Origin of the sequence: Mycolicibacterium pallens (assembly GCF_019456675.1) — a bacterium.
GTDB classification, from domain to species: domain Bacteria; phylum Actinomycetota; class Actinomycetes; order Mycobacteriales; family Mycobacteriaceae; genus Mycobacterium; species Mycobacterium crocinum.
In genome coordinates, this window is the sequence record NZ_CP080333.1 from 3,927,465 (window position 1) to 3,952,735 (window position 25,271).

24 protein-coding genes and 1 pseudogene are annotated in these 25,271 nt (G+C 66.0%); 7 read left to right on the top strand and 18 right to left on the bottom strand.

Features of this window, described 5'->3' with window-relative positions:
* Positions 1-18: 18 nt before the first annotated feature.
* The 5 genes from cysW to K0O64_RS19280 form a co-directional block, all read right to left on the bottom strand.
* Positions 19-831, bottom strand: a complete 813-nt coding sequence (cysW, locus tag K0O64_RS19265; protein ID WP_071943190.1) for a sulfate ABC transporter permease subunit CysW — start codon at positions 829-831, stop codon at positions 19-21.
* The gene (gene cysT, locus K0O64_RS19270; RefSeq protein ID WP_071943188.1) at positions 828-1,706 is read right to left on the bottom strand and encodes a sulfate ABC transporter permease subunit CysT; all 879 of its coding nucleotides are present in this window, start codon (positions 1,704-1,706) and stop codon (positions 828-830) included. The genes cysW and cysT overlap by 4 nt, the downstream gene beginning before the upstream one ends.
* On the bottom strand, positions 1,703-2,740 hold the full coding sequence (locus tag K0O64_RS19275) for a sulfate ABC transporter substrate-binding protein (RefSeq protein ID WP_071943186.1): 1,038 nt from the start codon (positions 2,738-2,740) through the stop codon (positions 1,703-1,705). The genes cysT and K0O64_RS19275 overlap by 4 nt, the downstream gene beginning before the upstream one ends.
* A 119-nt stretch (positions 2,741-2,859) precedes the next feature.
* Positions 2,860-2,952 carry an Ms4533A family Cys-rich leader peptide gene (locus K0O64_RS30320; RefSeq protein ID WP_350355559.1) on the bottom strand — a complete coding sequence of 31 codons (93 nt, stop codon included), beginning with the start codon at positions 2,950-2,952 and terminating at the stop codon, positions 2,860-2,862.
* Between the two features lie 127 nt (positions 2,953-3,079).
* Positions 3,080-3,274: a hypothetical protein gene (locus K0O64_RS19280; protein ID WP_071943184.1), complete on the bottom strand. Its 195-nt coding sequence runs from the start codon at positions 3,272-3,274 to the stop codon at positions 3,080-3,082.
* Between the two features lie 110 nt (positions 3,275-3,384).
* Here K0O64_RS19280 and K0O64_RS19285 point away from each other — a divergent pair, with 110 nt between their 5' ends.
* Complete coding sequence (locus tag K0O64_RS19285) at positions 3,385-5,397, top strand: glycoside hydrolase family 15 protein (protein WP_071943182.1); 2,013 nt, start codon at positions 3,385-3,387, stop codon at positions 5,395-5,397.
* Here K0O64_RS19285 and K0O64_RS19290 read toward each other — a convergent pair whose 3' ends face one another.
* Entirely contained in the window at positions 5,398-5,826 is a 429-nt protein-coding gene (locus K0O64_RS19290; protein ID WP_071943180.1) for a MarR family winged helix-turn-helix transcriptional regulator, read from the bottom strand.
* Positions 5,827-5,895: 69 nt separating this feature from the next.
* On the opposite strand from K0O64_RS19290, the gene K0O64_RS19295 reads away from it, so the two are divergent.
* From K0O64_RS19295 to K0O64_RS19305, 3 genes are all read left to right on the top strand, one after another.
* Positions 5,896-7,110, top strand: coding sequence for a multidrug effflux MFS transporter (locus K0O64_RS19295; RefSeq protein ID WP_071949709.1), 1,215 nt, complete (start codon positions 5,896-5,898; stop codon positions 7,108-7,110).
* A gap of 107 nt (positions 7,111-7,217) precedes the next feature.
* Positions 7,218-7,487, top strand: coding sequence for an ANTAR domain-containing protein (locus tag K0O64_RS19300; RefSeq protein WP_071949708.1), 270 nt, complete (start codon positions 7,218-7,220; stop codon positions 7,485-7,487).
* 97 nt (positions 7,488-7,584) lie between these two features.
* On the top strand, positions 7,585-8,913 hold the full coding sequence (locus K0O64_RS19305; protein ID WP_071943178.1) for an HNH endonuclease signature motif containing protein: 1,329 nt from the start codon (positions 7,585-7,587) through the stop codon (positions 8,911-8,913).
* Here the strand turns inward: K0O64_RS19305 and K0O64_RS19310 are convergent.
* The 8 genes and pseudogenes from K0O64_RS19310 to lepA all read right to left on the bottom strand — a co-directional run bounded on the left by K0O64_RS19310 (position 8,910) and on the right by lepA (position 19,133).
* Complete coding sequence (locus K0O64_RS19310; RefSeq protein ID WP_071943177.1) at positions 8,910-10,145, bottom strand: acyl-CoA dehydrogenase family protein; 1,236 nt, start codon at positions 10,143-10,145, stop codon at positions 8,910-8,912. The two genes, K0O64_RS19305 and K0O64_RS19310, sit on opposite strands and share 4 nt — an antisense overlap.
* The gene (locus K0O64_RS19315) at positions 10,142-11,131 is read right to left on the bottom strand and encodes a GNAT family N-acetyltransferase (protein ID WP_071943175.1); all 990 of its coding nucleotides are present in this window, start codon (positions 11,129-11,131) and stop codon (positions 10,142-10,144) included. The genes K0O64_RS19310 and K0O64_RS19315 overlap by 4 nt, the downstream gene beginning before the upstream one ends.
* A 154-nt stretch (positions 11,132-11,285) precedes the next feature.
* Positions 11,286-12,812, bottom strand: coding sequence for an APC family permease (locus tag K0O64_RS19320; RefSeq protein ID WP_071943173.1), 1,527 nt, complete (start codon positions 12,810-12,812; stop codon positions 11,286-11,288).
* Between the two features lie 117 nt (positions 12,813-12,929).
* A complete protein-coding gene (locus tag K0O64_RS19325; protein ID WP_071949707.1) occupies positions 12,930-14,279 on the bottom strand; it encodes an LLM class flavin-dependent oxidoreductase in 1,350 nt (449 codons plus the stop codon).
* 32 nt (positions 14,280-14,311) lie between these two features.
* Positions 14,312-15,618 (bottom strand): annotated as a pseudogene (locus tag K0O64_RS19330) (NtaA/DmoA family FMN-dependent monooxygenase).
* An 87-nt stretch (positions 15,619-15,705) separates the two neighbouring features.
* Complete coding sequence (locus tag K0O64_RS19335; protein ID WP_225933486.1) at positions 15,706-16,407, bottom strand: sensor domain-containing protein; 702 nt, start codon at positions 16,405-16,407, stop codon at positions 15,706-15,708.
* Between the two features lie 48 nt (positions 16,408-16,455).
* Positions 16,456-17,163 (bottom strand): sensor domain-containing protein, encoded by a 708-nt coding sequence (locus tag K0O64_RS19340; RefSeq protein WP_164520103.1) that lies wholly within the window; start codon positions 17,161-17,163, stop codon positions 16,456-16,458.
* 59 nt (positions 17,164-17,222) lie between these two features.
* Positions 17,223-19,133: a translation elongation factor 4 gene (lepA, locus tag K0O64_RS19345; protein WP_071943167.1), complete on the bottom strand. Its 1,911-nt coding sequence runs from the start codon at positions 19,131-19,133 to the stop codon at positions 17,223-17,225.
* A 67-nt stretch (positions 19,134-19,200) separates the two neighbouring features.
* On the opposite strand from lepA, the gene K0O64_RS19350 reads away from it, so the two are divergent.
* Positions 19,201-19,797, top strand: a complete 597-nt coding sequence (locus tag K0O64_RS19350) for a type II toxin-antitoxin system PemK/MazF family toxin (protein WP_071949706.1) — start codon at positions 19,201-19,203, stop codon at positions 19,795-19,797.
* 75 nt (positions 19,798-19,872) lie between these two features.
* Here the strand turns inward: K0O64_RS19350 and K0O64_RS19355 are convergent, their stop codons facing one another.
* A complete protein-coding gene (locus tag K0O64_RS19355) occupies positions 19,873-20,307 on the bottom strand; it encodes a CBS domain-containing protein (protein WP_071949705.1) in 435 nt (144 codons plus the stop codon).
* 112 nt (positions 20,308-20,419) lie between these two features.
* Here K0O64_RS19355 and K0O64_RS19360 point away from each other — a divergent pair, with 112 nt between their 5' ends.
* Positions 20,420-21,424: an aldo/keto reductase gene (locus tag K0O64_RS19360; RefSeq protein WP_071943165.1), complete on the top strand. Its 1,005-nt coding sequence runs from the start codon at positions 20,420-20,422 to the stop codon at positions 21,422-21,424.
* 3 nt (positions 21,425-21,427) lie between these two features.
* On the opposite strand, the gene K0O64_RS19365 is transcribed toward K0O64_RS19360, so the two are convergent.
* The 3 genes from K0O64_RS19365 to glnT are packed head-to-tail and all read right to left on the bottom strand — an operon-like array spanning position 21,428 to position 24,209.
* Positions 21,428-22,099 (bottom strand): TetR/AcrR family transcriptional regulator, encoded by a 672-nt coding sequence (locus K0O64_RS19365; protein WP_225933487.1) that lies wholly within the window; start codon positions 22,097-22,099, stop codon positions 21,428-21,430.
* Positions 22,096-22,839, bottom strand: a complete 744-nt coding sequence (locus K0O64_RS19370; protein WP_220045668.1) for a creatininase family protein — start codon at positions 22,837-22,839, stop codon at positions 22,096-22,098. The genes K0O64_RS19365 and K0O64_RS19370 overlap by 4 nt, the downstream gene beginning before the upstream one ends.
* Positions 22,839-24,209, bottom strand: coding sequence for a type III glutamate--ammonia ligase (gene glnT, locus K0O64_RS19375; protein WP_071943161.1), 1,371 nt, complete (start codon positions 24,207-24,209; stop codon positions 22,839-22,841). The genes K0O64_RS19370 and glnT overlap by 1 nt, the downstream gene beginning before the upstream one ends.
* A gap of 207 nt (positions 24,210-24,416) precedes the next feature.
* On the opposite strand from glnT, the gene K0O64_RS19380 reads away from it, so the two are divergent.
* The gene (locus K0O64_RS19380) at positions 24,417-25,247 is read left to right on the top strand and encodes a ribonuclease Z (protein WP_220045669.1); all 831 of its coding nucleotides are present in this window, start codon (positions 24,417-24,419) and stop codon (positions 25,245-25,247) included.
* The last annotated feature ends 24 nt before the right edge of the window (positions 25,248-25,271 follow it).

Consider the following 25,271-nt stretch of genomic DNA (forward strand, 5'->3'; position numbering starts at 1 on the left):
GTCGTTCTCCTCGTTGGATTACTCGCTCGCCTTGGCCCGCCGGGCGTCCAGGATCACCTGAACCACGAGGACCAGTACCGCGACGGCCATCAACAGCGTCGAAACGGCGTAGGCGCCGTATTCGGCACCGCGGCTGTAGCGGTCGGAGACCAGCAGGGTCAATGTCTGGGATTTGCCGGGGAGGTTCGACGACACCATGATCACCGCGCCGTACTCGCCGAGGGTGCGGGCGACGGTGAGCACGATCCCGTAGGTCAGGCCCCAGCGGATCGACGGCAGGGTGATCCGCCAAAACGTCTGCCACCAGCTGGATCCCAGGGTGGCGGCCGCCTCTTCCTGATCGGTGCCGAGTTCGTGCAGAACCGGTTCGACCTCGCGGATGACGAACGGAACGGTGACGAAGATGCTCGCCAGCACAATGCCGGGGAGGCCGAAGATGATCTTCAGACCGAGATTGTTTTCGACGAATTCGAACAGTCCCGCGGTGCCCCACAACAGGATCAGCGCCACACCCACGACCACCGGCGACACCGCGAAGGGCAGGTCGATGACGGCCTGCAGCGCGGCCTTGCCGCGGAACTTGTTGCGCGCCAGCACCAAAGCGGTCGGCACGCCGAAGATCACATTGAGTGGCACGACTATCGCGACCACCAGCAGCGACACCTGCAGAGCCGAGATCGCAGCGGGCGTCGTGATGGCCGAGATGAATTCGCCGAAACCAGGTGCGAACGTCCGCCACAGGATCAATCCGACCGGCACGAGCACCAGCACCAGGATGTAGGCCAGCGCCAGGTAGCGGGTGAGATACCGCACCACCGGAGACAGGATCACTCCAGCTCCTCCCGCTTGGCCGCGCGTGAGCCGATCGCCCGCAACACCAGCAGCACGATGAACGAAATCACCAGCAGCACGATCGAAATGGCGGCGGCACCGGTGCGGTCGTCGTTCTCGATCAGCGTCCGGATCCATTGCGACGAGACCTCGGTCTCACCCGGCACCGCACCACCGATCAGGACCACCGAGCCGAACTCACCGATCGCGCGGGAGAAGGCCAGTCCGGCACCGGACAACAGCGACGGGAGCAGCGCAGGCAGCACGACCTTGGTGAAGATGACGGAGTTCGTCGCACCCAGCGATGCCGCGGCCTCCTCGACCTCACGGTCGAGTTCGAGCAGCACCGGCTGCACCGACCGCACCACGAACGGCAACGTGACGAACAGCAGCGCCACACCCACGCCCCATTTGGTGTGCTGCAGGTGCAGATCGACCGGGCTGTTAGGCCCGTAGAGCGCCAACATGACCAGGCTGGCCACGATCGTTGGCAGCGCGAACGGGAGATCGATGACGGCGTCGACCAGCCGCTTGCCGGGGAAGTCGTCGCGAGTGAGCACCCAGGCGACCAGCAGCCCGAACACCGCGTTCACCAGCGTGACACCGACGGAGATCGTCAAGGTCACCTTGAACGACTCCAGCGCGGCGTTGGAACTGATCGCCAACCAGAACGCCTGCCAGCCACCCTTCGCGGACTGCCAGACGATCGCGGCCAACGGCAACAGGACGATGACGCTCAGCCAGATCGAGGCCGCCCCGACCCGCAGACTGGTGGTGCCGTGCCTACGGGCCCGGAAACCGGACGGTCCGCCCGAGTCACCTCTGGTGAGCTCGGGCCGGACCGCCTGCGGATTGGGTTCGATCGCTGCTGTCATCCAGTGGCCTGCTTGTAGATCTTTGTGATTGAACCATTGTCCTTATCGAACAACGCCGGATCCACTGAGCTCCAGCCCCCGAGATCGGCGATCGTCCACAATTTCTGTGGCGTCGGGAAGTCGGTGGCGAAATCAGCGGCCACCGCCGGGTCGACCGGACGGAAGCCGGCCTGCGCCCAGATCTTCTGGCCTTCCGGGGTGAACAGGTAGTTGTTCAGTGCGGTCGCCTTATCGACGTGGGCACCGGTGGTCACCACCGCAACCGGGTTCTCGATCTTGAACGTCTGCGGCGGGTTGATGTGCTCGACCGGCTTGCCCTGCCGCTCGGTGTTGATGGCCTCGTTCTCGTAGCTGATCAGCACATCGCCGGTGCCCTGCAGGAACACGTCGGTGGCCTCCCTGCCCGAACCCGGGCGGGTCTTGACGTGTTCGGTCACCAGCTTGGTGATGAAGTCCAGGCCCGCTTGCGCGTCCTGACCACCGTTGCTCTTGGCGGCGTACGGCGCCAAGAGGTTCCACTTCGCCGACCCGGAGCTCAGCGGGCTCGGGGTGACCACCTCGACGCCGGGCTGCAGCAGATCGTCCCAGTCCTTGATGTTCTTCGGGTTGCCCTTGCGAACCACCAGGGAGACCACCGAACCGAACGGGATGCCCTTGGTGGCGGACTTGTTCCAGTCCGCGGCCACCTTGTTCGCCTTGACCAGGCGGGTGACGTCCGGCTCGACGGAGAAGTTCACGATGTCGGCGGGCTTGCCGTCGACGACACCGCGCGACTGGTCACCGGAGGCACCGTACGACGTCGTCACCGCGACGCCCTTGCCCTCCGGGGTGGCGGCGAACGCCGGGATGATCTTGCTCCAACCGGGCTCGGGCACGGCGTAGGCGACCAGGGTCAGGGTGGTGTCGGCCTTCGGCTGATTGCCGCCGCCTGCGACGTCGCTCGAACCACCACCGCACGCGGCGAGCACGGTCGCGGTTGTCGCTAGTGCGACGGCGGTGCTCCACCGGCGAACAGGAATGTGAATCTTGGGCATTGCTGGCCTTTCTCAGTGCGGTTACGGGCGAATGGACCCCGTCGCAACGGAATGGCGATGCTTGACAAGCGAATGCCAACGACCATCACCGACACCAGACCGCGGACGGGCAGAGGGTGTCAGCGACAACAAGCAACATCAGCAACGGCCAACGCGCCAACGGCAATGAGGGCCAGAATGTGGCCCTCGCCGTAACCGGTCGCCGAATGCATGGCGCGAAGCTTAACAGAGATCCTGCACGCGACCAGTCGAGGTATCAGCGGTTGACCAGCCACAGCACGATGACCAACACCAGCAGCGCCACCAGGGCGAGCGTGACACGCGATCGCGGCATCCCGGTCACTCCTGCGGCCGGTCAGCGTGACGCACCCGGCGCAACAACCGCATCCCGTTGCCGAGGATGGCGTCGATCACCAACGCGATGACATAGGCGAGCGCCAGAACCACGGGCATCACGATGATCGTCTGGACGACGAAACCGAGGCCGGACAACCACAGTTCGACGCCGTCCCACCAACTCAGCAGTCCCTGCATTGCACCAGCGTATGCCGCGCCCTCCAGCGAGTCCTTGCCGGCGGTAACAGCAAAGCCACGGATCGGGGCATAAGTGGACGCCAACCGGCTCGGCGGTCGATGATGTCCCCATGGTCTTGCAAGCCCAGCCAGCAGGCGAGAACACCGACACCGTGCGCGTCCAGACGCCTACGCCGTTGTCCGTCACCGCCCCGGTGCCTTACGCCTCGAGCGCTGCGCTGCGCAACCCGTTTCCGCCGATCGCGGATTACGGCTTCCTCTCGGACTGCGAGAACACCTGCTTGATTTCGTCGGCGGGCGCAGTGGAATGGCTGTGCGTCCCGCGGCCGGACTCCCCCAGCGTCTTCGGCGCGATCCTCGACCGCGGCGCCGGGCACTTCCGGCTCGGGCCCTATGGGGTGTCGGTGCCGGCCGCCCGGCGCTATCTGCCCGGCAGCCTCATCCTGGAGACGACCTGGCAGACCCACACCGGTTGGCTGATCGTGCGTGAGGCCCTCGTGATGGGGCCGTGGCATGACATCGAAACTCGATCGAGGACGCACCGGCGCACCCCGATGGACTGGGACGCCGAGCACATCTTGCTGCGCACCGTGCGCTGTGTGAGCGGCACGGTCGAGGTGGTGATGAACTGCGAACCGTCGTTCGACTACGGCCGGGTCAACGCCTCCTGGGAGTATTCGGCCAATGCCTACGGCGAGGCGATCGCGCGGGCGAGGAAGGACCCCGACGTCCATCCCACGCTGCGGCTGACCACCAATCTGCGCATCGGCCTCGAAGGCCGGGAAGCACGTGCCCGCACTCGCCTCAAGGAAGGGGACAACGTCTTCGTCGCCCTGTCCTGGTCGAAGCATCCGTCGCCGCAGACCTACGAAGAAGCGGCCGACAAGATGTGGCAGACCAGCGAGGCGTGGCGGCAGTGGATCAATATCGGTGACTTCCCCGACCACCCGTGGCGGTCCTATCTGCAGCGCAGTGCGCTGACGCTGAAGGGGCTGACGTATTCGCCGACCGGCGCACTGCTGGCCGCCTCGACCACATCGTTGCCCGAGACGCCGCAGGGCGAACGCAACTGGGACTACCGCTACGCCTGGGTGCGTGACTCCACGTTCGCGTTGTGGGGCCTCTACACCCTCGGTCTGGACCGCGAGGCGGACGACTTCTTCGCGTTCATCGCCGACGTGTCGGGCGCCAACAACGGTGAACGGCATCCGCTGCAGGTGATGTACGCCGTCGGCGGCGAACGGGAGCTGGTCGAAGAGGAACTGCACCACCTGTCCGGCTACGACAACGCGCGGCCGGTGCGGATCGGCAACGGCGCGTACAACCAGATGCAGCACGACATCTGGGGCACCATGCTCGACTCGGTGTATCTGCATGCCAAGTCGCGCGAGCAGATCTCCGATCAGCTGTGGCCGGTGCTGAAGGAACAGGTCGAAGAGGCGATCAAGCACTGGAAAGAACCCGACCGCGGGATCTGGGAGGTGCGCGGAGAACCGCAGCACTTCACCTCGTCGAAGGTGATGTGCTGGGTGGCGCTCGATCGCGGCTCGAAGCTGGCCGAGCTGGTCGGCGAGAAGAGCTATGCACAGCAGTGGCGCGCGATCGCCGAGGAGATCAAGGCCGACATCCTGACGCACGGGGTCGACGACCGCGGGGTCCTCACCCAGCGCTACGGCGACGACGCCCTGGACGCATCCCTGCTGCTGGTTCCGCTGGTCCGTTTCCTACCCTCGGACGACCCGCGGGTGCGGGCCACGGTGCTGGCGATCGCCGACGAGCTCACCGAGGACGGGCTGGTGCTGCGCTACCGCGTCGAGGAGACCGACGACGGGCTGTCCGGTGAGGAAGGGTCGTTCACGATCTGTTCGTTCTGGCTGGTGTCCGCGCTGGTCGAGATCGGCGAGGTGAGCCGGGCCCGGCATCTGTGCGAGCGGCTGCTGTCCTTCGCCAGCCCGCTGCATCTCTACGCCGAGGAGATCGAGCCGCGCACCGGCAGGCACCTGGGCAACTTCCCGCAGGCGTTCACCCACCTGGCGTTGATCAACGCCGTAGTCCACGTGATCCGCGCCGAAGAAGAGGCCGACAGCACCGGCGTGTTCCAGCCGGCGAACGCGCCGATGTAATCAGCCCAGGCGATCCGCCATCAGGGCCGCCTCGACCCGCGCGAGCAGGGCCGTCGCGGCCGCCGCGTCCTTGGTGTCGCCGCCGAGCGCGCCGGACAGCTGTTGTGCCCATTGGCGGCGCAACCGCTTGAGGTTCTCCCCCGCCCGACGGGTCGGGAACAGGTTGACGCCACGAGCGTCATGTGGATCGGTGCGGCGCTCGACGAAGCCGCGGTTCTCCAGCGTGCGGAGCGCCGTGGACATGTTGCTGCGCTGCAGGCCGGTCGCCCGCGCGAGCTCGCTCGGCGTGACGCCGGGGTGGTGGTCAATGTGCCGCATCACGTGGGCCTCCGACGCCGTCAGCTCCACAACGTCGGGGTACGGACGGAGCCGAAGCTCCCGCCCCACCCCGATGATCGCCTCGGCGAGATCGGCCAGGTCAGCTTCCATGGACAAATCCTAGCGCACTAGTTATGCTTCAATAGTTATTTCTCCATAACTACTTATCGAGGACGTGTGATGACGACCGCCACCCAGGCCGCCCAGGCACCCCAGCGCGATGCCATCTCGCCGTGGCTTCTGGTGGTGCTCGCTCTGCTGAATGCGGTCGCGCCGGTGGCCACCGACCTCTACCTCCCCGCCTTTCCGGAGATGACCGCGGAGTTGCAGGCCAGTGCCACTGCCGTGCAACTCACCCTGACGGCATTCCTGCTCGGACTGACCTTCGGACAGTTGTTGTTCGGCCCGCTGTCCGACCGGCTCGGGCGGCGCAACCCGCTGATCGTCGGCGCAGTGCTGTGCGTCGTCGCCAGCGTCGTCGCCGCCACCGCCCCGAACATCGGCATCCTCATCGCGGCCCGGTTCGCGCAGGGGTTCACCGGCGCCGCCGGCATGGTGATCGGCCGCGCGGTGATCTCCGACCTGGCCGCCGGGAAGACGGCGGGGCGGGCGTTCAGCCTGATGATGATTGTCGGCGGCGTCGCACCGGTGGTCGCACCGTTCGCCGGCGGACTGCTGGTCGGCCCGGTCGGCTGGCGCGGAATCCTGTGGGTGATCTTCGGCATCACGGTCGCCATGCTGGTCGCATCGGTGGCGGTGGTGCGGGAATCACACCCGGCACACCGCCGCGCCGAACTGAAAGCCGATGCCGCTCAGGGAAACTCGCCGTGGTCAGCACTGTGGTCGCGCGCCTATATCGCGAACACCCTGGCGTTCGCGTTCGGTTTCGCGGTGATGATGGCCTACATCTCGGCCTCGCCGTTCGTCTATCAGGTGATGGTGGGCCTCACCCCGACCCAGTACGGCATCGCCTTCGGCGTCAACGCACTCGGCATCGTCACCGTCAGCTCGCTGTCCGCGCGGCTGAACCGAAGCATCTCCACCACGAGACTGCTCGGTATCGGCTTGGTACTGACGATGATTGCGACGCTGAGCCTGCTCGCCTTGGTCCTCACCGGGGCACCGAATTGGCTGCTCCCGATCCCGATCTTCGTGGCGGTCGCCAGCCAGGGCTTGATCCTCGGCAACGCCACCGCGCTGGCGCTGGCCGCTGTCCCCCGCGCGGCCGGCTCTGGGTCGGCGGGGCTCGGTGCGCTGCAATTCGGGCTCGGTGCCGCGGTCTCACCACTGGTCAGCCTCGGCGGCGAGCACACCGCCCTGCCGCTGGCCGTGGTGATGGTGACGCTGGCGGTGTTGGCGTTGGCAGCCTTCCTCGCCGGTCGGCGGGTCAGCTGAGCGCGACACCAAAACCATTGCGCTGCCACGCTGACTGAGCCTGCCCGCCAGGATCACGGTGCTTCGATGTCTTGCCCGAGGTGACCGCAACGCCGACGATGGCGGTTATGAGCTATCGCACCGTGAGTACCTCACGTCGGGAGATCGACCTCGCCACGGGCATTTTGGTGGGTCTGCGGGGATGCTCGGAACGTGATGCGTTCGCCGAACTGGTGACCGTGGTGCAGCAGACCGGTATCGGCTTGGGCAGCATTGCACGGGCGCTGGTCACAATCACCGGGCCTTCCGACGACTCGGTCCCCTTTCAGGCCGAGGCGTTCAACGTTTGGGCCGATCTGCTTGCCGCGCGGGCGCTCGAGATGCGGACGTCTCCTTGAACCCTCAGTGACACAATGTTTTCCACAGATCCGACTTCGTCCACAGATTAGATCTGGGCGCCGGATCCTGTCGGCGGTGCGGTGTAATGTTTCGAACATGAGTTCGATTGACGGTCTGTTGGATGCGCTCGACGATGTCGTCGCGTCCCTTGCCGCGGTCGATCTCGATGTCTTGGCTCCGCCGGAGCGGTTTGTGGTGTTGGAGCGGTTGGAGTCCGCGCGACGCCGGCATGTGGCTGTGTCGCACGCGGTGACCGCACGGTTGGAGCAGTTCGAGGGTTGCCCGCCGGTGCCGATCACGTTGGCGGATGTGTTGCGGGTCAGTCCACGGGAGGCCAAGCGGCGGATCCGGGATGCCGAACAGCTCGCGCAACGGCGGGCGTTGACCGGGGAACCGTTGCCTCCGCTGCTGCCGGAAACCTCCAAGGCCTGGCAGGCCGGACTGTTGGATGGCGAGCATCTGCGGGTGATCCAAAAGTTCTTCCGCGACCTACCCGAGCACGTCCCGTCGGTGGATATTGAGAACGCCGAACGCATGCTGGCGCAGAAGGCGGCGGTACTGCGCCCGGACCAGTTGGAGAAAGTCGCGCTGCGCCTGGCGTTGCACCTCAACCCCGACGGGAAGTTCTCCGACGAGGACCGCGCCCGCAAGCGCGGATTCGTCTGGTGCGGCGGCCAACAGGTGGACGGCATGAGTGTCGGCCGGCTGATCGCTGATCCCGAACTGCGCTCCATGCTCGATGCGTGGTTCACTAAGTTCGCCGCACCCGGGGTCTACAACCCTGCCGACCAAACCCCCACCCTCACACCGACTGACGAGGTGGCCGAGCGCGACCGGCGCAGCCACGGGCAGCGCCAACATGATGCGTTGACGGCCTTGGTACGCGGTCAACTCGACGACCCGAAACTGGGGCAGCACAACGGGCTTCCCGTCACCGTGATCGCCTCAGCCACAATCCAGGACCTGCAGGCCAAGACCGGTCACGCTGTCACCGCCACCGGCACCCTTCTGCCCATTCCGGACCTCATCCGCATGGCCAGCCACGCCTATCATTACCTCGCCCTGTTCGACGGAATCAACGGGCAGGCGTTGTGGTTGGGCCGCACCAAACGCATCGCCTCAGCAGATCAGCGAATCATGCTGCACAACAAGGAACGCGGCTGCACCCGGCCCGGCTGTGACGCGCCCGGCTACCTCACCGAGGTCCACCACGTCGACGAATGGGCCGACGGCGGCCTCACCAACATCGACAAACTCACACTGGCCTGCCGAGCGGATCACCGGCTCCTGGACCACGGCTGGAAAACCCGAAAACTCGCCAACGGCGACACCGAATGGATACCACCACCGCAACTCCCACTGGCGGCAGGCACCAACACCTACCACCACCCAGAACGACTACTGGGACGCGACAAGAAGGGCTAGTTGCCCTGTCCCCCGCGGCCGAGTGACGCCAGATCGGCTACCGGGTCGGTGCTGTTGATCAGCCAGTCGCCGATGATGCGGGCCTTGTAGACCCGCGGGTTGTGCGACGCCAGTGTCCGGGCGTTCTTCCAGTGCCGGTCGAGGCCGCGCCGTTCGGACACCCCGGACGCGCCGAGCGCATCGAAGATCCGCGTCGTAACCGATAGGGCCGCCGCGATGATCACCAGTTGAGCCTGGTCGACGGCGACCGCCGCATCGATCAATCTGCGTCGCGCACCGGGTATGTCACCGGCGAGCCGGCCCTCGACGATCCGATCCAGTGTGGCGGTGCTGCGCGCCAGCGCCGACTCCGCGGCGAACGCGTCGGCCGAGACCTCGCCGATGACCTGCAGCAGCTGCGGATCCACCGCGGACACCGTCGTCAGCCCCTGCGGGTAATTGCGGATCCGCTCGGTGAGCGCGGTAGAGCCGTCGCGCAGAGCGGCTTTGGTGATCCCGGTCAGCACCGCATGCATGGCGGTCTGATAGAAGTGCGCCTGATAGCTGAAGCGCTCACTCGCCGGGAACACGTCGCCACGCTCGGCGCGGGCCCGCTCGTAGCGGGCGGTGCCGCTGGCGGTGGTGCGCTGGCCGAAACCGTCCCAATCGTCGACCAGGGTCACCCCGGCGTCGTCGCGGCGGACCAGTGCCGTCACCAACTCGCCGTCGTCGCCACGTCCGAGCACATCCAGCCAGTCGGCGTAAAGGCTGCCGGTGGCATAATATTTCGCGCCGCTGACCACCCAGTGGTCGTCCTCGGTGTTGATCGTGGTGGTCAGATTGGCCAAGGTCACATTGTTCGCCTCGGTCCACCCGCCGCCGACGAATTCACCATTGAGGAAGCGCTTGATCCAGGTGTCGTTCGTGTCCGAGCGCGGCGCGTTGAGCCGATCCTCGACGAACGCCAGGTGGTTGCGCCAGATGTGCGCCACATTGGGGTCGGCTTGGGCCAGCTCGGCCAGCAGGGCGAACGTCTGCTGCAACGATGCTCCGAATCCGCCGTGCGCGGTGGGGATTCGAACCGTGCCGAAGTCGACGTCAGCCAGCCAACGCACCTGCTCGTGCGGAAAGACCCGGCCGCGCTCACGCTTGAGGTTGCCCTGAGCGATCTTGTCGAACACCGGCCGAAAGACGGCGAACAGTCCGTCGTCGGAGGCCGTCGGCTCCGCTAGATACGTCGATGGTGTGCTCATTGTCCCGATCCTGCGGCGTCGATCCGATACGAATACTGCTGTTCGACCGCGACATATCCGAGGCGGCGGTACAGCAGATGGGCCTTGCTGCGGTTGTTGATGTCGGTGCCCAGCGAGGCGACGGTCAGTCCGCGTCGCAGTGCGGCCAGCCAGATGTTTTTCAGCAGCAACTCCCCCAGGCCGTGCCTGCGCAGGTCTGGCCGCACCCCGATGTAGTCGGTGTGCGCACTGAACTCCTGTGCGCCGGCCACTCCCGAGGTGAACGTCGAGCCGAGCACATACCCGACGACGTCGCCCGACTCGTCGAGCGCGGCGATGCTGAAGTCCGGGGTGAACGCCCGGCTGGTGATGTGGTGCTCCCAGTCCTCCGGGCTCTTGGACATGTTGCCGAAGTGCTCCAGGAAGGTGCTGTGCTGCAGCCGCCGAACCTGTTCGCCCAGGCCTCTTTTGATGACCTCTGCCCAGCTGATCACCGTGATACCCGGGGCCCCGGCACGTTCCAGTTCGCCGCGGTTCTCGCTGTGCAGCGGCTTACGGGTACGGATGAATTCCGCTTCACGATAAGCGCCGCGACGGACGAGCGCGTCGATCGCGGCCGGTTGGTTGGCTCCGATGATCACCCGCAGATACGCGCCAGGAAGGTCCCCCGCCGCACGCTCGAACCGGTTCACCACCGCACGGACGACGTCATCGACGATGTCGGACGGGACGCTTGGGTCGATCACGATGTCGCCGATGATCTCTGGCTCGTCACCATGCGGATGGTGCACGGCGGCGTAACCGCGCACTCGTCCAAGACCGTCCCTCAGCACGGTCGCCTCGAATGCCGATGCCAGTTGCTCGGCGACGTCACGGGAATCGGCGCCGAACTTGCGTCCACTCAGTCCATGAGTGGTGGCCAGGAAATCAGCGATGGGCGGATGGTCGACGGTGTCGACCTGCGCGACCGACCAGTGTCCGGTGTCGGGGACATCGAGCAGGGTCATCGGTTACTCCTCGGGAGCGGCACCGAGACGCCAACCAGCGTTGCCTCATTCAGCCATGTCTGGGTGAAATGGGAATCTGCGTTCGTGGGTACGAACGGGGTGTTTGCCCGGGCGAGGCCGGCCCGCAGCACCGAGGCGAGTTGCCGCAATATGCTCATGGTGCCACCGCCTCCTTGCCCTTATCGCGGTCCAGCTGCGGGGCGTCATGGCTGAGGACGTCGAGGATTCCCTCGTCGATGAGGCGCTGCTGCTCGGTCTCAGACAGCGTCTGGATGCTGCCGAGCCGCGCGGCCACCTCCGGCCGGGTCGCACGCAGATACCAGTACCAGACCAACCCGAGGAACAGCAGGCCGAAGAACACGAACGGCAGGATGTTGAAGGGGAATTCGGGCACCGGATAGAAGTTGGAGAAGATTACGTAGCCGATGCCCAGCGTGGCGGCCACCGACACGACCAGTCGAGTCGTGTTCAGCGCCTTGATCTTTCGCAGCCAGATCGGAGTGGCGATGACGACGAGTAGGTAGCTCACCAGGAAGCCCCAGTTCGCGACGTAGCCACCGTAGACGTCGAACACCAACCGGCCCACGGAACTGAAGGTGGCCGTCACCGAGAACACGAAAGCCAGACCGCCGACCAGCACGATGCCGACCCAGGGAGTCTTATGCGTGGCGTGCACCTTCGTCAGCGCCTTCGGCAGTGCGCCCTCGTGCGCGAGGGTGAACAGTGAGCGGGCGGCCGCAGTCGTGACCGCGGTGACGAACACGATGAACGCGATGGCCACCGCCGCGCTGACCAGATAGTTGACCCAGGACACCCCGGTCACGTCGGCCAACTGCGGCAGCACTGCCTTGTCACCGTTGATGTCACCGAAGTGCAGGATCTGCGGGTAGGTCGCGACGATGTAGAGCACACCGATCAGCAGCACAACCCGCAGCAGGGACCGGGCTATGTTCTGGTGTGCGTTCTTGGCTTCCGCACCCAGTGAGGCAACACTTTCGAACCCTGCGTAGGACCCCACCGCCGTGACCGCGGCGATGAACGTCGCGCTCGACCCGAGGTGCGCGGGGTTGAACTGCTCGGTGTCGATGTGGAATCCGTAACTGATGTAGGAGGCCACGATGATCACCAGGATGGAGGCAATGGCCAGCACTTCGAAGGCGAGTTCGTATTTGGCGGCGATCGCGACACCTCGGAACGGAAGGTAGGTCGCGGCGGCCACCACAACGATCACCAGCAGGAGGCGGAACCACGTTGCCTGCGAACCTAATCCGAGAGACTCCAGGAATGAGTCGAGATACAGGACGCCACCCAGGGTTCCGGTGATCGCGAATCCGATATAGCCGAGCAGTAGGCTGAAGCCGGCCGCATATGCGAAGCCGGGCCCCAGTCCGTTGCCGGTGTAGGTGCCCAGCGAGCCCGACGACACGGTGCGCTTAGCCTGGAAGCTGATCGTCGTTGCGATGAGGATGGTCAGCGCCAGCCCGACGAGGACCGCCCAGGAGGCGCCCTTACCGGCCGCCACGAACAATGAGTAGGGCACCACGGCCACCGCCACGCTCGGCGCCGCTGCCGCAAGGCCTTGTGCGAAAACGCCCCAGGGCCCCAATGCTTCTCGCTCGAGGCCGGTCGACTCCGCCGATGTCAGTGAGCGGCCACCGAGGCCGAGTTGTGGTGTGGACATGTGACCGACCTTCCTGCCCGGCGTGCATCCCGCCACCATGCTTCGCTTGGCGCGCAAGAGATTTACCGTATTGTTGACGTTACTGACACGTTGCCCGAAAGTTTCGGCGAGCGTCAGTTATCGGATCGCTGAGATTCTTTTCCGTGGAGCGGCGCCCGGGTGCTCGTCGGGCAGCAGCGCCGAACCGGAGGGAAACAGCCGCTGCCGCAGGGTGTCCGCCTGGTCCCCGCCCGCGAGTCCACGGCGGCGCAGTTCCGGAATGAGGTACTCGGCGACATCGACGAAGCTGCCCGGCGTGATGTGATAAGCGATGTTGAAGCCGTCGACCCCGGTGCGCGCGGCGAAATCCACTAGCCCGTCGGCGACCGTCGTGGCGTCACCGACGAACAGCGGACCGCCGAACCCCCCGAGCCTTCCGACGTAATCACGCAGGGTGATTCGCTGCCGAAGCCCATCAGAGTCATCCACGGTGGCCAGGATGGATTGTGAGGCGTCGGTGTCGAACTGCTCGATCGGCCGGTCCACGCCGTAGGTTGACCAGTCCACGCCACTGAGCGCTGACAGCAGCACCAGGCCGCCTTCCAAATCGGTGTAGCGGGAGAGTTCATCAGCCTTGGCCTGGGCGGCCCGCGGCGTGCTGTCGACGACGATCTCGACCGAACTCAGGAACCGGACTGAGTCGGGGCTGCGGCCGTGCTCGACCGCACGGCGCCGCACATCCTCCACCCGCGACCGCACCACCGCGGGACGCGGGTCGGACACGAACACGACTTCGGCATTGCGAGCCGCGAATTCCCGTCCTGCTGAGGATGATCCGGCTTGGAAGAGCACGGGAGTCCGCTGCGGCGACGGCTCGACCAGATGCGCACCGGGCACGCTGAAGTACCGGCCCTCATGACCGATCGGGTGCACCTTGGTCGCATCGGTGAATACCCCGGTCGCACGGTCGCGCACCATGGCGCCGTCCTCCCACGAGCCTTCCCACAGCTTGTAGGTAACGTCGAGGAATTCTTGGGCGATGGCGTAGCGCTCGTCGTGTGGGATCTGGCGCTGCCGGCCGATGATGTTGCGAGCGGCGCTGTCGAGCAACGAGGTGACGATGTTCCAGCCGATCCGGCCGCCGGTGAGATGGTCCAGCGTGCTGAACTTCCGGGCCAGCAGGTAGGGACTCTCGTAGGTGGTCGACACCGTGATACCGAAGCCGAGCCGGCGGGTGGCGGCCGCCATCGCCGACACGGCGAGCAGCGGATCGGTGACCGGCGTCTGCACCGCGTGGGTGAGCGCCGCTTCCGCACTGCCGCCGAACACGTCGAGCTGGCCGACCGCATCGGCGATGAACAGTAGGTCGAAACCGCCGTCGTCGAGTAGTCGCGCCAAGTCCACCCAATAGCTGAGGCTGGTGTATTGCGCGGTGCGGTCCTCGGGATGGCGCCACATGCCGAAGTTGCCGTGCGACACCGTCGACATGGAGAACGCCGACAGGATGAACGGTGTACGGGTCACGCCGACAGCTCCCGACGTTCCGGCACGGGCAGACCGAGATGCGCGCGCAGGGTCGTCCCGGTGTATTCGTGCCGGAACAGCCCGCGCTTGCGGAGAACGGGAACCACCTGGTCGACGAAGTCGGCGAGCTGTCCGGGCAAGCCGGAATCGGTGAGCACGAAACCGTCGGCCGCGTTCGCGTGAAACCACGTCTCGATCTCGTCGGCGATCTGCTCGGGTGTGCCGACGACCTGGGCGCCCCACCCGTTGATCGTCCGATACAGGAACTCGCGCACCGTCGGGTTGCCATCGCGGGCCAACGCGCGGTAACCCGCGAGCGCGGTCTGGTGCGTTTCGGTGGATTCGGGAAACGCCGAATCCGGAACCGGGCCATCGAGATCGGCGCCGACGACGTCGACATCCACCTCCAGCAGCCAGCCGGCCTGGTACTCGGGGCTGAAGTACTCGAATGCCGACCGCTCGATCCGGCGGACCTCGTCCTCGGTGGAGCCGACAAGGAATCGCAACGACGGGGTGATCAACGGCGCCGCCCGGCGTGCGCGGTTGGCCTCGGTGTGGATCTGCCGGTAGAACTCCTGTGCGCGGGCGATCGTGCCCTGCCCGGTGAAGATGACTTCGGCATGCCGGGCAGCGAACTGCCTTCCGCGCGGCGACGATCCGGCCTGGAAGATTACCGGTTGGCCCTGCGCCGACCGGGCCGCACCGATCGGGCCAGCGACATCGAAGTGCTCGCCGTGGTGGTTGGCCACCTGAATACTGGTGATGTCATTGAAGATTCCCCGGGCACGGTCTTCGACGATGGTCTCCGGCCCCCAACCGTCCCACAAATTCTTGACGACCTCGATCGCCTCGTCGGCGATCTCGTAACGGGTGTCGTGCTCGATCACTCCCCGGTTACTGAAATTGGCAGCCGCCGCAGCCGCGAAACTGGTGACCAGATTCCACCCCGCTCGACCGCCGCTCAGGTGGTCCAGCGACAACAGTTGTCGGGCAAGGTGATACGGATGCGCGAGCGTCGCCGACCCGGTGACGACAAGGCCGATGTAGTCGGTCACCGAGGACAGCGCCGCCGTCGCCGTCAACGGCTCGAAGTCCTCAGTTGTCTTGTACGGCCATGTTTCCGGTGGGCCGAAGTTGAGACCGTCGGGAAGAACAGCGCGTCGAAGGTGCCCTTCTCCGCGATCTGGGCACGCTCGACGAGCCGCCGACGCACGGCCGCGGTGCTGTTGTCGATGTCCGGGTGTCGCCACGGGCCCGCCGAGCGGGTACTGCCGAAAGTCAGGAGATGCACTTCGCGGGACACTTGGGCAGCGTAAAACCGCCCCCTGCCCGATCACACCGGTTAAACCCGCGCCGAATTCAATTGCCGCGCAAGCCGCAAGCAAAGTCGCTAATTCTTGGCCGCCTTCTTGATCATGTCCGCGGCGATCGCCCGGGCTTCGTCGGCGATGGAATTGCTACACGCCCACGCCTCGACCACCACGTTGGACGCCGAGGTGAGCGCATGCTGGCAGCCCCACCCGCCGGCGTTGCGTTGCACGGAGACCTGGGTGAGGATGTCACCGCTCACATCGGGCTGGTCGATCTTCCAGGTGGAGTGCACGTCCGAGTTATCGATGTCGATCGAGGTGCCGCCGCACTTCTGCCACGTGGCGCGGGACTTGTCGACGAACGCCTGCGCCTTCTCGGTCGTCGGGAAGAGCACCGCAATCTGTTCGACCCAGTGCGCGTTGTCGGCCGTCGGCTCCTGCAGCACCTGGTCACGAACGGCCGACCAGTCACTGCCTTGGTAGACCAGTTGTTCGGCGCCGTAGATCGCACCGAGGCAGTCGACGTCCGACACCCCGTCGGAGTTGTCGCTCATGTTCTGCGAGGACGCGGTCACCCGGATGCCGGTGGCGCCCATAACGCCGTTGACCTCCCCTGCGGTGAGGAGTACCCGCTCGAGGTCGGTCTCCGTGAGCGTGGGGACGTCGGGCGAGACGGGCCCCGCGCTCTGGCCGCGTAGTGCCGTGCCACTGACGGTGGACACGCATCCGGACAGCGACGCGGTGACCAGGACGGCAACGCAGAACACGGGCGCGCGGTTCACGGACGACATTGTCCCCCGGCCGGCCCGTCACCGCGGCTCAACGGCGGATCAGCGCCCGAGGTTGACCTTGTCCTGCATCGTTCTGACGATGCTGACCGCACGGCCCGAGGCTCGCTGCTGAGCCGGTGTGCCGCCGGTGACCGCTGCGTCCACGTCGATGACGCAATCGGCCGCCAGCCCGATGGCCCGCTCGATGGGAAATGCCGCGTCGCCCTGGTTGTCCGAGTTGATCACCGTCGCCGACACCAGCGGACCGTCGACCCTCACGTCGGTGATCTTCTGGTAGAGCTCGGTGTTCGCCGGGCCGGGCAGCGTGCTGCGAACGGTTGTGCCCTCGCAGGACTTCCACCGGGCGGCGAAGTCCGCGAACAGCCGTTGCGCCTCGGTGTCGGAGGCGAATTCGACGACGCCTGCGTCCACACTGGAGACCGCCTGGCCGCTACCCACGTTCGAGAACTCCTGCCAGCCAACACGTCGCACATCGCCGCCCTGGTACACCACACGCATGAACGGCGTAGCCGGGCCGAGACATTCGATGGGAGTGGCGCCGGAGTTGTCCTGAATACCGTTGGGCAACATGTCGATCCCGCCGATCGCCGCAGAACCGCTCTCGGGCAATGGGTTTCCCACCGCCCGGGTGACCTCGGCACTGCTGGGCAGAACCGTCGCGAGATCCCGCACCGTAGTGACCGGTTCGCGGCGCGCCGCTGAGCCGTCGACCGTGCTTGTACAACCCGCCAGCACGGCGATGCCCACCGCGGCACCGATGATCGATCGCCCCCGAACGACAACCTGGTCGCGTGTGATGAAGCCCCCTACTTCTTGGCTTTGTCGCCGGCCTTATCGCCGGCGGCGTCGGTGGACAGCGCGGCGACGAAGGCCTCTTGGGGCACGTCGACCCGTCCGATCGTCTTCATCCGCTTCTTGCCCTCTTTCTGCTTCTCCAGCAGCTTGCGCTTACGGGTGATGTCACCGCCGTAGCACTTCGCCAGCACATCCTTGCGAATCGCTCGGATGTTCTCGCGGGCAATGATTTTCGAGCCGATGGCGGCCTGCACCGGCACTTCGAACTGCTGGCGCGGAATCAGCTCCTTGAGCTTGGTGGTCATCTTATTGCCGTAGGCCTGCGCCGAATCCTTGTGCACGATCGCAGAGAAGGCGTCGACGGCCTCGCCCTGCAGCAGGATGTCCACCTTGACCAGTGCCGCCTCCTGCTCGCCGGCCTCTTCGTAATCCAGGCTGGCATAGCCGCGAGTGCGGGACTTCAGCGAATCGAAGAAGTCGAAAATGATCTCGCCCAACGGCATCGTGTAGCGCAGTTCGACACGTTCGGGCGAAAGGTAGTCCATACCGCCGAGTTCGCCACGGCGAGACTGGCACAGCTCCATGATTGTGCCGATGAATTCACTGGGCGCGATGATCGTCGTCTTGACCACCGGCTCGTAAACCTCACGGACCTTGCCCTCCGGCCAGTCCGACGGGTTGGTCACGATCAGCTCGGTGCCGTCGTCCTTGATCACCCGGTAGACGACGTTGGGCGACGTGGAGATCAGGTCGAGATCGAACTCGCGCTCGAGCCGCTCGCGGGTGATCTCCATGTGCAGCAGACCCAGGAAGCCGCAGCGGAAGCCGAAGCCCAGTGCCACCGACGTTTCCGGTTCGTAGGTGAGCGCGGCGTCGTTGAGTTGCAGCTTGTCCAGTGCCTCACGGAGATTCGGGTAGTCCGAGCCGTCGACCGGATACAGCCCCGAGTACACCATCGGCTTGGGTTCGCGGTAGCCCGTCAGCGCCTCGGTGGCGCCGTGGCGGGCCGTCGTGACGGTGTCACCGACCTTGGACTGGCGCACGTCCTTCACGCCGGTGATCAAGTAGCCGACCTCGCCGACTCCCAGGCCGTCACTGGCCTTGGGTTCCGGCGAGACGATGCCGACCTCGAGCAGTTCGTGGGTCGCGCCGGTGGACATCATCTTGATTCGCTCGCGCGGGACGATCTTGCCGTCGACCACCCGGACGTAGGTCACCACGCCGCGGTAGATGTCGTACACCGAGTCGAAGATCATCGCCCGCGTCGGGGCGTCGGCGTCGCCGGTGGGCGCGGGCACCTGACGCACCACCTCGTCGAGCAGCGCCGCCACACCCTCGCCGGTCTTGCCCGACACCCGCAGCACGTCGCTGGGCTCGCAGCCGATGATGTGCGCGATCTCGCCGGCGTAGCGCTCCGGGTCGGCGGCCGGCAGGTCGATCTTGTTGAGCACCGGGATGATCGTCAGATCGCGGTCCAGTGCGAGGTAGAGGTTGGCCAGCGTCTGGGCCTCGATGCCTTGGGCGGCGTCGACCAGCAGCACCGCGCCTTCGCAGGCCTCGAGAGCGCGCGACACCTCGTAGGTGAAGTCGACGTGGCCAGGGGTGTCGATCAGGTGCAGGACGAACTTCTCGCCGTTGCTTTCCCAGGGCAGTCGCACGTTCTGAGCCTTGATCGTGATGCCGCGTTCCCGCTCGATATCCATCCGGTCCAGGTACTGCGCGCGCATCGACCGCTCATCGACGACGCCGGTGAGCTGCAGCATCCGGTCCGCCAGCGTGGACTTCCCATGATCGATGTGGGCGATGATGCAGAAGTTCCGAATCTGCGCCGGCGCGGTGAACGTCTGGTCGGCGAAACTGCTGATGGGAAATCTCCTGGTCGGGTGGCGATTCGAGGGGGCCCTCGGGTCTGTCCAGGGTATCTACTGGGGCGCTTCGGGACACAATCGCGCGCCACACACCTCTCGCCTTCCGCCTAAGCTGTCGAGAATGGCGTCGCAGTGGAGGACGTTTCAGAAGATCGCAGAGCACCTCGTGTTCAACGAGGCGCCCAAGCTCATTCGGCAGCTGCCGATACCGCAGGCCGTGCCGCGGACCATCCAGCAGGGCCTCAGGCTGGGCATCGAAGTGCTGGCAGCCAGCACCGTTGCGCCCGATCAGCCCGCCGCGATCACCGCAGGCCGGCCGGTGACCGACAACAGCGTCCCGACCGCGCATCGCGCCCGCCGGCTGGTGTACTCACCCGACCTCGACGGTCGCGCCGACCCCGGCGAGGTCGTGTGGACGTGGGTGGTCTACGAGGACGACCCGACCAAGGGCAAGGACCGGCCGGTGCTGGTGGTCGGCCGGGATCGCCGCACGCTGCTGGGCCTGATGCTGTCCAGCCAGACGCACCACGCCGAGGACCGGAACTGGGTCGGGATCGGCTCGGGCGTCTGGGATGACGACGGTCGGCCCAGCTGGGTGCGGCTGGACCGGGTGCTCGACGTTCCCGAGGAAGGCATCCGTCGGGAGGGAGCCATCCTGGACCGGCCGACCTTCGAGATCGTCGCCGCGCGGCTGCGCGCCGAATACTCCTGGAGCTGATGGCCTCGTCCAGATCGACGTGAGGGCTGTCAATCCGCGCGATTCACGACCCTGCTGTCGATCTCGGCGCCGGAGCTAGCCGCCCTGGGTGATGTAGGCCTGCAGGTGCTCCTGCTCGGCCTGCAACTGGTCCATCCGGTTCTTCACCACGTCGCCGATGCTGACGATGCCGGCCAGTCGGCCGCCCTGCATCACCGGCACGTGCCGGACCCGGTTGTTGGTCATCAGCGCGCTCAGGTCGTCGATCGGGTCGTCCGGTGAGCAGGTCACCAGCACCTTGCTCATGATGTCGGCGACCGGGCAGCGCAGCAGGTCAGGGCCGTGGTCGTGCAGTTTGCGTACGACGTCGCGCTCCGAGACGATGCCCACCACACCGCCGTCGGGGCCGACCACGACCATCGCGCCGATGTTGTGGATGACCAGTTCGGCCAGCAGGCCGGTGACCGTAGTGGTCTCGGTGACCGTGGCCACCGTCGCGCCCTTACTGCGAAGGATGTCGGCGATACGCATCGCCACCCCCTTGTGATGGATGTCACACCAGGTTAAGGCTTATTTCACCCGCGGGGAAGCAAACCGCGTTGGTTGCGTTAGGACAGAACAGGCCGAGACGAAAGGGTGTGGAATGGGCACGCTGCCGAAGACGGAGTTGGGTGACGGATTGACGGTCAGCGCGATCGGATTCGGCGGGATGGCGCTGACCCCGGTCTACGGCGCGGTCGACGACACCGAATCGTTGGCGACGCTGAACCACTGCCTGGACGTCGGGATGACGTTCATCGACACCGCCAACGTCTACGGCGGCGGCGCCAACGAGAAGCTGATCGGCCAGGTGCTCGCCGAGCGCCGCGATGAGGTGACGCTGGCGACGAAGTTCGGGATCGACGGCGATCCGACGACCGGCAAGCTCAAGGCCCGCGGCGATGCCGAGTATGTGCGGCGCTGCGTCGACGAGAGCCTGGGCCGGCTGGGCACCGAGGTGATCGACCTGTACTACATGCACCGCCGCGACGTGTCGCTGCCGATCGAGGAGACGGTCGGCGCGATGGCCGAGTTGGTCGCCGCGGGCAAGGTCCGTCATCTGGGGCTCTCGGAGGTGACCGCCGACGAGCTGCGTGCCGCGGTGGCCGTGCACCCGATCGCCGCGGTGCAGAGCGAATGGTCGATCTGGAGCCGCGACGTCGAACGCAACGTGGTGCCGGCGGCCGCCGAACTCGGCGTCGGCTTCGTGCCGTACTCGCCGCTGGGGCGCGGGTTCCTCACCGGGACAATCAGTTCGGCCGACGACTTGAAGTCGGCCGGGGACTTCCGCAGCCGGATCCCGCGCTTCGCCGAGGAGGCCTTGGACGCCAATCTGGCTGTCGTGCAAGTGGTCAAGACCATCGCCGAGGAGGTGGGAGCGACGCCGGCACAGGTGGCGCTGGCGTGGTTGCGGCAGCGCGCCGAAGCCCTCGGCGTGGCGTCGGTGCCGATCCCCGGCACCCGCCGCGCGGCGCGGGTCGACGAGAACGCCGCGTCGTTGTCGGTCAACCTCAACCCCGATCAGATGGTCGCGCTCGACGCCGCAGGCGCGAGCGTGTCCGGCCACCGGGCGATCGACCCGAACTGGGTGTCCTCGGCACGCGAGTGACGGTCACTCAGCTTGGGACTGGCTGACTTTCAGCGCCACCGCGGCGTCGTCGAACTGCGCGGCCTGAGCACTGATCCGGCCGATCTCGCTTGGGCGTTTGAGCAGTCCGCGCACCGCGATGGTCGCCACCTGTTCGGCAACGCGGACGGCTTCGGTGACCCGCTCACCCTCATCGGTGTGCAGACGGGTGCGCTTCTGTGCGCCCTCATCGAAGTTCAGCAGCAGCCCAGCCGTCTCGTCGCGATCGCAGTCGATGAACTTTCCCTCCGCGATCGCCGCGCCGATGAGGTCGGACACCCAGCCTCGGAGCCGTTCGTAGTCGGTCCAGAACTGGTGGAAGTCGGTGCGCTGTTCGTGGGCGATGCGCTGGATTTCGTTGAAGTCGATCGGCGACAGGGCCAGTTGGATGGTGTCGAACCGCAACAGCCGGTAGAGCTTGACCGCCGGCGGACCCGAACCGGCACCGACCTCGGCGATGAAACTCAGGGGTGCGCGGTTCACCAGCAGCGTCTCCCCCAGCAGCTGCTCCTTGTTGCGAAACCAGTAGTAGAGCGACGACTGATTCAGCCCGGCGGCACGCGCGATATCGCTCATCGTGGTTTGCGCGTAACCCTTTTCGGAGAACAGCCGGGTCGCGGCGTTGACGATCCCGGCGCGCGGCGAGGCTTTCGTCATCCCAACGGTGGGGTCTCGCGGTGTGCACGCTCAACCAGGTCGCGCGCGGCGGCGACCACATCGGCCCACAGTTCGAGACCGTACGTCTTTGAGGCACGCGACGGGTGGCCGGTGACTCCGTTGGTGGACACCTGGTGTACCGGATAACGGAAAACCGTGCCCGCGGTGCGGTCGGGGTCGTCGGCCCCGCGCATGGCGTCAATGTCCACCAGCTCCGGCCGAATCGCCAGCATCAGTGATGTTTCCGCGGCATTCGCGTGCCAGTCGACGGCATCCTCGGTGGCTCGTCCTGCGATATCAGGTGTCAGATCCCACCACTGCATGACGCCGATGCGCCGGTCGGGATGCTGTCTGCGGAAGCGGTCACAGGCCAACCACAACGGCGCGTTGTTACCGACGTGACCGTTGACGAACACGATGCGACGCACGCCGGAGTCGACGCAGGCTTCGGCGACGCGTACTGCCGTCGCCGCGGTGTCTTCCCCGGTGAACGCGACCGTGCCCGGCAGCGTGGTCCCGTGAAAGAAGCTGGCGCCGAACGCGATCGCAGGCAGTACGAGTCCGAGATCGGCCGCTGCCGCCTCGGCCACGGCGGTGGCCACGATCGTGTCGGTGCCCACCGGCAGGTGCGGCCCATGCTGTTCGGTGGCGCCCACCGGAATCAGGGCGACGGTGTCCGGATCGGCGGCCAGCCGCCCCGCGATCTGCACCGAGTTGAGATCGTCCCAGCGGTTGCTCATCAGAAAAACCGCAAGTAGCGCTCGGACTCCCATGACGACACGTGGGCGTTGTAGGAATCCCACTCGAGTTTCTTCTCGGCGATGAACGCCTCGCTCATTACTGGACCGAAGACATTGCGCACCAACGGGTCTGCCTCCAGAGCATCGATGGCCTCGCCGAGTGAGCGGGGCAACCAGGTGATACCGCGCTCGATCAGGTCCAGCTCCGAGAGCCGGTAGAGGTTGTCGCGGTTGGGCTCACCGGGGTCGAGACCTTCCCGAATGCCTTCCAATCCGGCGGCCAACATCAGGGCAGCGCCCAGATACGGGTTGTTGGCGCTGTCGGCTGCGCGACATTCGACGCGGCCACCGCCCCGGGGAATCCGCAACATGTTGGTGCGATTGTTGTCCCCGTAGCAGGCGAAGATGGGCGCCCACGTCAGTCCGGACATGCTGCCCTGCTTGACCAGTCGCTTGTAGCTGTTGACCGTGGGCGCGATCACCGCGCAGATCGCGGGCGCATGCCGCAGTACACCGGCGATGAACTGGTAGCCGAGCCGGGACAGTCCGCATCCCCGTGGATCGTCGGTGGATGCGAAGAGGTTGACACCGTCTGCGTCGGCCAGCGACATGTTGTAGTGCGCTCCACTGCCCGTGCGATCGGCGAACGGTTTGGGCATCCAGGACGCGAACAACCCGTGCTTACGGGCGATCTCACCGACCATCATCCGGAAGAAGACGAACCGGTCGGCCATCGACACCGCGTTGGTGTAGGTGAAGTCCGTCTCGAACTGACCGTTTCCGTCCTCGTGGTCGAAAGAGTAGACGTCCCAACCGAGTTCGTTCATCGCCGAGACGATGTCGTCGACCACGCCGAAGTTGTGCAGCATGCCCCGCAGGTCGTAACACGGTTTGTCGAGGTTGTCGTCCGGGCTGGCCGGCTGCGGGGCTCCGGACTGATCGGACAGCAGGAAGAACTCCGTCTCGATCCCGAGTTTGAAGGTGTAGCCCAGCGTCGCCGCATCGGCGGTCACCCGCTTGAGGATCTGCCGGCTGCACGACTCGAATGGGGAGTCGCCGATCCAGAGATCGCCGGGAAACCAGGCGATCTCGCGGTTGAAGGGCATGACGATCACCCCGTCGAGGTCGGGGTGCGGTGCCACCTCGTCGTCGTTGACGTCTTGGGGTACCCCGTCGAGGGCGGCTCCGGTGAACATCTCGGACCCGTTCGCTGCCTGCGCCAAGTGCGCCAACGGCACCATCTTGGCCTTCGGCTTACCGTGCATGTCGACGAAACTGATGGCCGCGTAGCGGACTCCCGCCGCGGTCAGCTTCTCGGCAACCTCGCGAACATCGGCGGGCGCCGACGCTCCGTTGAGCGTGGTGGTCATGTGTTTCCTTTCCGCACCGGTCGACGCCACGCTATCCACGGTCTGTAACCACGCTGTTTCCGGTCAGTAAATGACCTATTGAAGAAATCCGGTAGGGGTGCCGATGAACACGTGAGACAACGACGGATTCGAACCTTCATGTGTCAATAGCTCATTGAAGGGCTAAATCCCTCCCGGCAACCGCGCGGCAGGGTAGTAATTAACGCCATGATCGACATCACGCTGCTCGGCACCGGAAGCCCGATGATCGACCCGAATCGGGCCGGACCGTCGACTCTCGTCAAAGCCGGCGACTCGGTGTTCCTGGTGGACTGCGGCCGTGGCGTGCTCATGCGGGCGGCCGCGGCGGGCGTCGGCGCGGCCAACATCACCGCGCTGCTGCTCACCCACCTGCACAGCGATCACATCACCGACCTGTCCGATGTCATCACCACGCGCTGGGTCACCACGTTTGTGCCGACGCCGCTACCGATCATCAGGCCGCCCGGCACCAAGGCGGTCGTCGACGCGACGCTGGCGGCGCTGGCACCCGACATCTCCTACCGCATTCACCACCACGCCGACATCACCGAGCCACCCTCGATTCAGGTGTACGAGTACACCGACGGCCAGGTCTGGGATGACGCCGGCGTCCGGATCACCGCGGCGCCCACCGACCATCGTCCGGTCGAGCCGACGCTCGGATTCCGCGTCGAGCACGACGGCGCCTCGGTGGTGCTGGCCGGTGACACCGTGCCCTGCGCCGGCCTGGACGAACTCGCCAAGGGCGCAAACGCTCTGGTGCACACCGTGATCCGCGCAGACCTCGTGCAGCAGATGCCGCTCCAGCGGATCCGGGACATTCTCGACTACCACTCGTCGGTCGAGCAGGCCGCAGCCACCGCGGCCCGGGCCGGGGTCGGCACGCTGGTGCTCACACACTACGTGCCGCCGCTGGTGCCGGGCCAGGAGGATCAGTGGCGCGCCCAGGCGGCGACCGAGTTCAGCGGCCCGGTGGAGATCGGCGACGATCTGCTTCGGGTGTCCGTCGGGAACTAAACCACCCCGTCGCCCGACTTATGG